Below are 8,896 nucleotides of genomic sequence, written 5' to 3'. Positions count from 1 at the left end.
GCCGCCGATGCGGACGGAAAGCGTGGTCGCAACCAGACAGGTATGTTTGCCTGCCGTGCTGTGGGCGAACGTGCTGCCTGGATGCTGTGCAGGTGGTGTTCCTGTGGGCAAATATATTGACGCATAACCTGTCTGACCGCTTCGGTGAGGGTGAGGAACTGTCGGTCCGCGCGCGTAGGCTTGGGGGCACCGATCGTTTGCTATAGAAGGAAAAGGAATCTCAGTGCCTCAGACAGGACGATGGACCGGGGATCCGGTCTGGCTGGCCGACGTGCTCCGCGCCGAAGGTATCGACCTTGTCGAGTACCCCGGTTGGCGCACCCGGGGGCACGGCGATTTCAAAGACATCCGCGGGGTGATGGTGCATCACACCGGGTCGGACACCGCCACCGCTGCATCCATCGCCAATGGGCGTCCGGACCTTCCCGGACCGTTGTCGCAGTTGCACATCGCGCGCGACGGAACGGTGACGGTCGTGGCGCTCGGGGTGGCCTGGCATGCCGGTGTCGGCATGTATCCGTGGTTGCCGACGAACATGGGCAATTGGCACATGATCGGTATCGAGTGCGCCAACAGCGGTACCAGTCCGACGGCACCGCATCGCAAAAATTGGCCTGATGCACAGTATTTCGCTCTGGTGCGGTGCTGCGCCGCGATCAACCGCCGGTTGGCGCAGAGCTCTGAACGCACCATAGGGCACAAGGAATACGCCGGCCGCGCGCAAGGCAAGTGGGATCCGGGCGCCATCGACATGGACATCCTGCGCGCCGACATCCAGGCGCAGATCGGCGATGTCGGGAAGCCGGCACCGACGCCTCGACCGCCTGTGCCCGTGGGGCAGTACATCGATGTGCTGCTGTATCGGCCCATGGAGGGGCCCGAGGTTGCCGCATTGCAGCGCCGGCTCAGGTCCGCCTATGCGGCATATGCGGGGGATCTCGAGGCCGACGGAGTCTTCGGCCCGCAGACCGAGGCCGCGGTCAAGGAGTTCCAACGGCGTACCCGCGGGCTGAAGGTCGACGGCATCGTCGGCCCCGCCACCGCAGCTGCGTTACGGCTCTGACCCCTGCGCGCAAACTTACTCACCCCCCGTTCCTGACGAAGGTGTTGTCTTAGGCTAACCAAACTTCTATGGTTAACCGGATACTTCTCCTTCAAATTAAGGAACCGCTGATGAAGCGCGTGATCTGCCTGCTTGCCAGTGCTGTTGTTGTGCCCTTCTCGGTGGTGACAGCGCCCCTCGCCAGCGCCGAGGACTTCGCCATCACGGCGCCGGTGCCCGCGCTGGAGGAACTCAATGCCCAGATCCAGCTACTCGTGGCGAGCCAGGCCCCGGATCACGTCAAGGCCGCACAACTGGAGGGCGGATCACGGGCGGTGATCGTGCCGAAGATGGTCTACCGGATCGGGATTTTTCGCGCCCCGAAAGGCTCGGCGGTGGTGACGGGGCCCGAGACCCACGACGGCAACAGTCACACCGCGGTGATCAACGGCAGTCGCGTCGGCCAGCCCACCCTGCAGATCCCCGCCGAATGGCGCTATATCGACGGGCAGTGGAAGCTGGCGAGCAAGTCGATGTGCAACGGCATCTCGACCCTGGGCCTGCCCATTCCGTGCAATTTCCAGTGATCCGACGATGATCGAGGTCCGCGGGTTGACCAAGGCGTTCGGGAACACGCAAGCGCTGACCGATGTCAGCGCTTCCTTCCCCGCCGGTACGGTCACCGGCCTGCTCGGCCTCAACGGTGCCGGAAAGACCACGCTGCTGCGCGTGATCGCCGGCCTGCAGCGCATCGACAGCGGCACAGTGACGTTGTGCGGGAATCCAATTGATCACTGCGCGGAACCGATGCGGATGCTCGGTGTGCACTTCGACCCGATGGCGATGGACCCGCGACACAGTGCCCAGCGCCACCTGTCGTGGCTGGCGGCGCTGGGCGACATCGCCCGCGGGCGCGTCGACGACGTGCTGGCGCTGGTAGGGCTGACCGAACTCCGGCACCGACGCATCGCGCAGCTGTCGATGGGCGCGCGGCAGCGGCTGGCCATCGCCAGCGCTCTGTTGGCCGAACCGCGGGCGCTGATCTTCGACGAACCCGTCAATGGCCTGGACGTCCCCGGCATCGTCTGGCTGCGGGAGTTGTTGCGGCAGTTGGCTGCCGAAGGACGGACCGTGGTGGTGGCCAGCCATCTGCTCGGTGAGGTGGCGTTGACCGCGGACCGGCTGCTCGTGATGGAACGGGGGCGGGTGGCCGCAGCGGGCAGCCTTGACGAGATCCTGCCCGCCGGTGCAGATCCGCGTCAGCACCTTGAGGCCCTGCTCCTGCGGATGGCCGCGGCATGAGCGCGACGGTGCTGCGCAGCATGCGCGCCGAGATGATCCGCACCGGCGGCCGCGGGCCGCTGTGGAGCGTCCTGGTGCCGGCCGCGGCGATCTTTCCCGCCGTGATCACATACCTGATCGCCTATGTCGCAGAACGATTCGCTCGCATCCCGGGCCAGAGCTATGTCCAGCAGGTGTCGACCACGAACGCCGCGTACTGGGTGATCACCGTGACCGTCGTGTTGGCCGCGTTGGCGGCAGCCCACAGCCAGGCCCACGAATTCCGCTATGGAGCACAACAATACGTGCGATTCGCACTGCCACGTGCATCGGCGGCCCTTGCCGGGAAGTGGTTGTTCTACGGACTACTCGGGGCCGTGGTGGCGGCAGCCATGGTGGTCCTGGTGCTGGTCACCCTGCCCTGGGTGGCGACTTCGGTCTACGGACAGGTCTCGCTGACCGATCCGCATGGCGTGCGTCTGCTGTGGACCGTGCCCGTCTACGCGTTCTTCGCGGCGGGTCTCGGGCTCGGAGTGGGTGCGGTGATCAGAACACCGGCCGCAGCCGTCGGAGTGATCCTGTTGTGGGTGTACGTCATCGAAACTGCCGTCGGCTACCTGCCCGGCGGCTATTCGCTGCAACGGTTCATGCCGTTTCTCAACGGGGTCTTCGCCACCGGGCAGGACATCGTCCTGAACCCGCCATGGGGACCCGACCTGGCCCTGGCGTACACGTGCGCCCTGTTTTCCGTTGTCCCGCTGTGCAGTACGTGGTGCATGGCCCGCAGAGGAGGAATCACGAGATGACCGGCAAGAACGATCTGCCGCTGGCGCAACGGTCCGATGCCGATCTGCCCGGGCACTGGCTGCTGGCCCGGCTCGGCAAGAGGGTGCTCCGGCCCGGAGGGCTGGAGCTGACCACCCGACTGCTCGCCGCGGCCCGAATCAGCGGGGCCGACGTCGTTGAACTCGGGCCAGGGCTTGGCCGGACCGCCACCGACATCGCCGCATGCGGGCCCCGCTCGTACGTCGGCGTCGACGACAGCTCGACCACCTCGGGCCCGCTGCAGAAAGTGGTGGCCGACACCGGCGGGCGGTTGGTGGCTGCCGACGCCGCCAGCACCGGACTGGAGGCCGGTTCGGCCGATGTGGTCGTCGGCGAGGCCATGCTGACCATGCAGGGCGACAAGGCCAAACAGGCCATCGTCGACGAGGCCTTCCGGGTCCTGCGCCCCGGTGGGCGCTACGCCATCCACGAACTGGGCCTGATGCCCGACCAACTCGCCGATGACATCAAGGACGACATCCGCCGCCAGATGGCCCGCGCCATCAAGGTCAACGCCCGGCCGCTGACCGTGGCCGAATGGACCGAGCTGCTGACCGGTGCGGGATTCGAGGTGGTCACTGTCGAGCGTGCCCCGATGGCGCTGCTGGAACCGCGCCGGGTGATCGCCGACGAAGGCCTGCTCGGAGCACTGCGCATCGTCGGCAACGTGCTGACGCATCCGGCTGCCCGCAAGCGGGTTCTCCACATGCGCAAGACCTTCGCCCGCTACCGCGATCATCTGACCGCCGTGGCGATCGTCGCCACGGTGCCTGCCGCAGAATCGAAATGACTCCTGCCGCGGTGCCGGATGGGCGGCCCGCCGCCGTACCGGATGGGCGGCCCGCCGCCGTGCCGGACGGGCGGCCCGCCGCCGTGCATGATGTGGGCATGCCCCGGCACGGTCAACGCATCGAATCGGATCGGGCAGTCGGCCAGCAGCGGCAGCGGGTTCTCGACCTGCTGCGTGCCGCAGACAGCCCGGTGGACGCCCGACAGATCTCCGAGACACTGCGGATCCACGTCACCACCGCTCGGTTCCACCTGAGCACCCTCGAAGACCAGGGCGTCATCCGCCGTGGCGGGGCGGCATCCGGCGGCGGGCGCGTCGGACGACCGCGGCTGACCTACGAGATCGCCCCACGACTCGACTACGCCGACATCGTCGCGCTGTTCGCGGCGCACCTCGGCGGCACTCCCGCCGAACGGGAAGCGCGGGCACTGCGAATCGGTGCCGATCTGGCCCGGCGAGTGCGCGTAGCGCGCCGGCGCAGTGAGACGTCGATCGCCGACCTGGTGGTGGCCACCCTGAGTGAGCTGGGATTTCAGGTCCGCTCAGTGCTCACCTCGTTCGGTGAGGTGTCCGTGGAGATCTGCACCTGCCCGCTGGCCGAGGTCGCGGTGGATTCGCCCGAGGTCGTGCGCGGCATCCAGCAGGGCCTGATCCAGGAAGTGATCGACTTGAACGCCGAGGTCATCGGCGGTCGATACGCGGCTTCGGTGCGGCCCGACGCCCGGCACGGATCGTGCGAAGTGAATCTCGTCGTTCGGCCGGTGGCGGGGTAGTTGCTGCCGACAGCGAACTGCCGATGCGGCATGACTCATCTTTCACAGCAGTAACACATATCGGCCGTCACTGCAGCCTGCCCGGTGTTGACGCTCTGGAAAGTTTGCTGGTGTGTCGCAGTGTGATCTACCGCTCACTTTTGCCGGCGATGGTAAGAATTGCTATTGACGGTCCCGCTGCTCGTGAAATGCGCCACGTCTAACCGAGCCTGCGAAGTCGCTGGTAACAGGGTTTTAATCAAATGCGTCCAAAAGGTAACGAGTCGATAACGAAGAATTTCCTAAGCGCATTCTGAGAGAGAATTGGCCTGTGCGACTTATTCGCTGTGAAGTCGTCCGGGACCTGTCGGTTTCGTCGCTAGACTCAATGCAACCGCGCCACTCCCGGCGCAGATCGACCTGAAATCTAGAGCCGGTGACAGCCTTGCCGGCGGAGGTGCCGATAACGATGGCAAACAACTTCCTGCGCGCGCTGGTCACGGCGCTGCGCGCTGGCCACGATGATCGCGCCATCGACGATTCGACTGCTCGCAGCGTCGCATTCGACGGTGCGCTGGACGACATCGATGTGGCCGGACTGGCCGCAGTCGGACGCGGGCCGATCGGCGACATCGCCGTCGATCCCGAGCGTGACACCGTGGTGGTCACCAACACCGGCGCGCAGAGCCTGACCGTGATCAACCCTCACACCATGGGTGTCGTGGGCTCGGTCCGTCTCGCCGGAGACCCTTTTGCCGTCGTCGTCGCGGATGACCGTGCCTACGTCAGCGTCGCCACTCCCGGGCACGACGCGATCGCGGCGGTCGACACCATCACCGGTGCGGTGCTCAACGAGTACCCGCTGGCCTTCAGCGTCACCGCCCTGTCCATCAGCCCGGACGGCAAGCGGGTGTTCGCCGGCCGCGCGGGCCACGAGCGCATCGACATCGCGGTCATCGACACCACCGCCGAGCGCGTCGGCACCATCGACATCGCCACCGGCGCGGGTGTCAACCTCGACGCCCTACAGATCGACTCGACCGGCAAGCGCCTGTACGTGGCCACCTCGGACTTCCGTGGCAGCCGGTTGGTCGTCGTCAACACCGAGACCGCTCAGGCGCAGGCCACGGTCTGGATCGGCGCACCGATCCGTGACATCGCGATCGGCGACGGCGTTGCCTACGTGCTGACCTCTGACCTGGCGCATCGCGGTGTGGTGCACACCGTTGACCTGTCCGCCGGGACCGTGGTGGACGCCGTCGAGATCGGCGGGGCGCCGACCCAGTTGGTGCTGAGCCCTGACACCACCCGCGCGTACGTGGTCGACTATGACCGTGTGATCGTCTGGTGCACGCTGACCAGCGAGGTGCAGGGCAGCATCGACGTGCACGCCCAGCCTGCGGCGGTCGCCTTGCGCGACAACGGCACTCGGCTCTACATCGCCGACTACGCGGGCCAGGTCAACGTCTTCGACGTCGCCGAATCGCTGTACTCGCAGCTGGCGTCGACGGACGCAGTCGAGATGCACCACCTGCCCGCGCTGGCGCCGGCTGGGGTCTGATTCAACGCCACCTGTAGCGGGTGCGCGGCCGCCCGGCTTTGCCGTAATCCGTAGTGCGGGTGACGGTGCCTTCATCGGCCAGACGCTCGAGATAGCGCCACGCCGTCACCCGTGACACTCCGACTCGCTTGGCCGCCTCGTCGGCGGTCAGGCCGTCGGGTTCGTCGCGCACAGCCACGGCAATACCTTCTGTGGTCTGCGGCGCCGCACCCTTCGCGGAAGATCTGACAGATTCGCTTGAGGCAACCCGCAATTCGGCCAACGCTCGGTCAACCTCGGCCTGGCTGGCGGCATCGGTCCCCGACGGCAGCGCCGAACGATAACGGCGATAGCGCTCCAGCCGATCGCGAAAGGCCGCGAAGGTGAACGGTTTGAGCAGGTAGGCCAGGGCGCCGTGGGCCACCGCGGCGCGCACCATCTCCAGATCGCGCTCGGAGGTGATCGCGATGATATCGGGTGCCGGCCGCAGCCCGGAAAGCCCGGATGCCAGCGAGATTCCGCTCGCATCGGGCAATCCGAGATCCAGCAGTACCAGGTCCACCGGATGCTCGGACGCCGCGGCCCCGGCTGCCGCGCGCATCGCGTCGCGGGCGGTGTGTGCCACCGCGGTCACCGAAAACCCTTCCAGGCGGCCGAGATAAGTCTGGTGGGCCTCGGCAATCAACGGATCGTCCTCGACGATGAGCACGTAGATCATCGCGGTACCGTTGCCGTGACCACGGAGCCGTACGTGACGTCGGTTCGCAGCGTCCCGCCGTGTCGTTTGACCGTCTGCGCCACCAGAGCCAGTCCCAGCCCGTGGCCGGACGCATCGTCTTTCGTCGAATATCCGCGCTGCATTGCCTTTTCGAAGGTGTCCGGATCCATCCCGTCTCCGCTGTCGGCGACGCGGATCAACAACTCGCGATCGTCCTGACTCACCGTGACCTCGATCCACGGATCCTCACGGTCACACGCATCCATGGCATTGTCGATCAGGTTACCCAGTACCGTCACCATCTCCGGTCCGGAGAGCACGGTGTCGGCGGACAACTGGGTGTCCTCGGTGACGGTCAGCGTGATCCCACGTTCATCCGCCTGAGCGGTCTTGCCGAGAAGCACTGCCACCAGAGCCGGTTCGCCCACGGCCTGCGACAATCGGTCCACCAGGCGTTGGGACAACTCCAACTCGCTGGTGGCGAACCGGACCGCCTCCTCGGGTCGGCCCATCTCCACCATGGTGATCACGGTGTGCAGCTTGTTCGCCGATTCGTGCGCCTGTGCCCGCAGTGAGTCGGTCAGTACCTGCAGCGAGCTGAGTTCACCCAGGGCGCCTTGTAGTTCGGTGCGGTCACGGATCGTGACGACCTCGGACATGGCCCCCCGGACGCTTCGGTCCTGCTCGCCGAATCCCGAACCGGCGACCAGTGCCCGGTTGACCACCAGCACCCGGTCCCCGGTGACGTGCAACTCGTCGCGCGCTCCAGGTGCGGTGGTGCGCAGAAACTCCGGCAGGTCGTGTGTCCGCACCGGCCCCGGCGCGAGCCCCAGTAGACGGCGGGCTTCGTCATTCACCAGCGCCACACCGTCACGATCGAGCACGATGAGTCCCTCGGACACTGAATGCAGGATCGCGTCGTGGTGGTCGTACATGACCCGCAACTCGTCGGGTCGCAGCCCCCGCGTCTGACGCAGCAGCCTGCGCCGGATGGCCCACACCCCGATCAGTGAAATCCCGAGTGCGGCAGCGGTTACCGCAACGATCACCGGGATCTGCGCTCGCCAGCGCTGGCCCAGGGTCTGCTGGGTGATCCCGGCCGACACCATGCCCACGATGCGGCCGTCGCGACCACCCACCGGTGCGATCGCGCGCACCGACGGGCCCAGCGTCCCGGTGTAGACCTCGCTGAAGGTGTCGCCGCGGAGTGCGGGCTCGACCGTGCCCAGGTAATGGCCGCCGATCTGGCTGGGATCGGTGTGGGTGAACCGGACGCCGTCCGGCGCCATGATCGTGATGAACGCGATGCCCGTCTCCGTGCGTACCGCCTCGGTGACCGGCTGCAAAACCTCTGTCGCAGTGCCGGATTCGATGGCCGCCGCAGTCGACGGTGAATCCGCCAGGGTGGTGGCGATGCCGATCACCTGCTGCCGGGCCGCGTCCTCACCGTCACGACGGGCATCGATAAGGGCCAGCGCCGTGCCGGCCAGCACCACCACTGCGACCACCAGGACCTGCAGGGCGATGGCCTGCCCCGCCAAGGAGCGCGGCCAGATTCGGCCCGACAGTCGTCGCCACCAACGCGTCACCGCACCTCCGATTGTGAAGGGAACAATCTTCCCAAATAGTGGCGCGGATATCCGCTGGTAGCGAGTTCGCGCCCGCACTTCTGCCACCTTCGCGGCCGTCAATTCAGGGCTGCTGTTCGCGGGCGCGGAGTCGTAGAATCTGACCATAAGCAGGGGTCGAGGGTAGATCCAAGGGAGACCTGCGATGAGCGTGATTCATCGCTTGACAACCATCATCATGGCCGCGGTTGCGTCACTGGCAGTGGTGACGGCGATTTCCCCGGCGGTCGGCAATGCGACCGAGTGCGGGGCGGGCACCGTCTTCGACCCGCCGTCGAACACCTGCGTGGCGGCGGCGGAGGGGGCGGCACCTGTCTCTT

9 protein-coding genes are annotated in these 8,896 nt (G+C 66.6%); 7 read left to right on the top strand and 2 right to left on the bottom strand.

The window, feature by feature from the left end; genetic code table 11:
- The first annotated feature begins 223 nt into the window (after window positions 1–223).
- From A5779_RS31680 to A5779_RS31650, 7 genes are all read left to right on the top strand, one after another.
- Entirely contained in the window at window positions 224–1,063 is an 840-nt protein-coding gene (locus tag A5779_RS31680) for a peptidoglycan recognition protein family protein (RefSeq protein ID WP_064887901.1), read from the top strand.
- 110 nt (window positions 1,064–1,173) lie between these two features.
- Complete coding sequence (locus A5779_RS31675) at window positions 1,174–1,629, top strand: MTB12 C-terminal domain-containing protein (protein ID WP_064887900.1); 456 nt, start codon at window positions 1,174–1,176, stop codon at window positions 1,627–1,629.
- 7 nt (window positions 1,630–1,636) lie between these two features.
- Window positions 1,637–2,344 (top strand): ABC transporter ATP-binding protein, encoded by a 708-nt coding sequence (locus tag A5779_RS31670; RefSeq protein ID WP_064887898.1) that lies wholly within the window; start codon window positions 1,637–1,639, stop codon window positions 2,342–2,344.
- A complete protein-coding gene (locus A5779_RS31665; protein ID WP_064887896.1) occupies window positions 2,341–3,129 on the top strand; it encodes an ABC transporter permease in 789 nt (262 codons plus the stop codon). Before A5779_RS31670 ends, A5779_RS31665 begins: the two co-directional genes overlap by 4 nt.
- Window positions 3,126–3,938 carry a methyltransferase domain-containing protein gene (locus A5779_RS31660; RefSeq protein WP_064887894.1) on the top strand — a complete coding sequence of 271 codons (813 nt, stop codon included), beginning with the start codon at window positions 3,126–3,128 and terminating at the stop codon, window positions 3,936–3,938. Before A5779_RS31665 ends, A5779_RS31660 begins: the two co-directional genes overlap by 4 nt.
- A gap of 98 nt (window positions 3,939–4,036) precedes the next feature.
- Entirely contained in the window at window positions 4,037–4,711 is a 675-nt protein-coding gene (locus A5779_RS31655; RefSeq protein ID WP_064887903.1) for a helix-turn-helix domain-containing protein, read from the top strand.
- Between the two features lie 448 nt (window positions 4,712–5,159).
- Window positions 5,160–6,251 carry an MmpL3/TtfA transport complex stabilizer gene (locus A5779_RS31650; protein ID WP_064887892.1) on the top strand — a complete coding sequence of 364 codons (1,092 nt, stop codon included), beginning with the start codon at window positions 5,160–5,162 and terminating at the stop codon, window positions 6,249–6,251.
- Between the two features lies 1 nt (window position 6,252).
- On the opposite strand, the gene A5779_RS31645 is transcribed toward A5779_RS31650, so the two are convergent.
- On the bottom strand, window positions 6,253–6,948 hold the full coding sequence (locus A5779_RS31645) for a response regulator (RefSeq protein ID WP_064887890.1): 696 nt from the start codon (window positions 6,946–6,948) through the stop codon (window positions 6,253–6,255).
- Window positions 6,945–8,537: a sensor histidine kinase gene (locus A5779_RS31640; protein ID WP_064887888.1), complete on the bottom strand. Its 1,593-nt coding sequence runs from the start codon at window positions 8,535–8,537 to the stop codon at window positions 6,945–6,947. Before A5779_RS31640 ends, A5779_RS31645 begins: the two co-directional genes overlap by 4 nt.
- Between the last annotated feature and the right edge of the window lie 359 nt (window positions 8,538–8,896).

Source organism: Mycolicibacterium peregrinum (genome assembly GCF_001665625.1).
Taxonomy (GTDB): domain Bacteria; phylum Actinomycetota; class Actinomycetes; order Mycobacteriales; family Mycobacteriaceae; genus Mycobacterium; species Mycobacterium peregrinum_B.
Note: the sequence above shows the minus strand (reverse complement) of the source record. Positions and strands in the feature narration are given on the sequence as shown.

Bases quoted from the DNA above. Each gene is read 5' to 3' on its own strand.
- A5779_RS31675 (WP_064887900.1), top strand. From the start codon at position 1,174: ATGAAGCGCGTGATCTGCCTGCTTGCCAGTGCTGTTGTTGTGCCCTTC.
- A5779_RS31670 (WP_064887898.1), top strand. From the start codon at position 1,637: ATGATCGAGGTCCGCGGGTTGACCAAGGCGTTCGGGAACACGCAAGCG.
- A5779_RS31665 (WP_064887896.1), top strand. From the start codon at position 2,341: ATGAGCGCGACGGTGCTGCGCAGCATGCGCGCCGAGATGATCCGCACC.
- A5779_RS31660 (WP_064887894.1), top strand. From the start codon at position 3,126: ATGACCGGCAAGAACGATCTGCCGCTGGCGCAACGGTCCGATGCCGAT.
- A5779_RS31655 (WP_064887903.1), top strand. From the start codon at position 4,037: ATGCCCCGGCACGGTCAACGCATCGAATCGGATCGGGCAGTCGGCCAG.
- A5779_RS31650 (WP_064887892.1), top strand. From the start codon at position 5,160: ATGGCAAACAACTTCCTGCGCGCGCTGGTCACGGCGCTGCGCGCTGGC.
- A5779_RS31645 (WP_064887890.1), bottom strand. From the start codon at position 6,948: ATGATCTACGTGCTCATCGTCGAGGACGATCCGTTGATTGCCGAGGCC.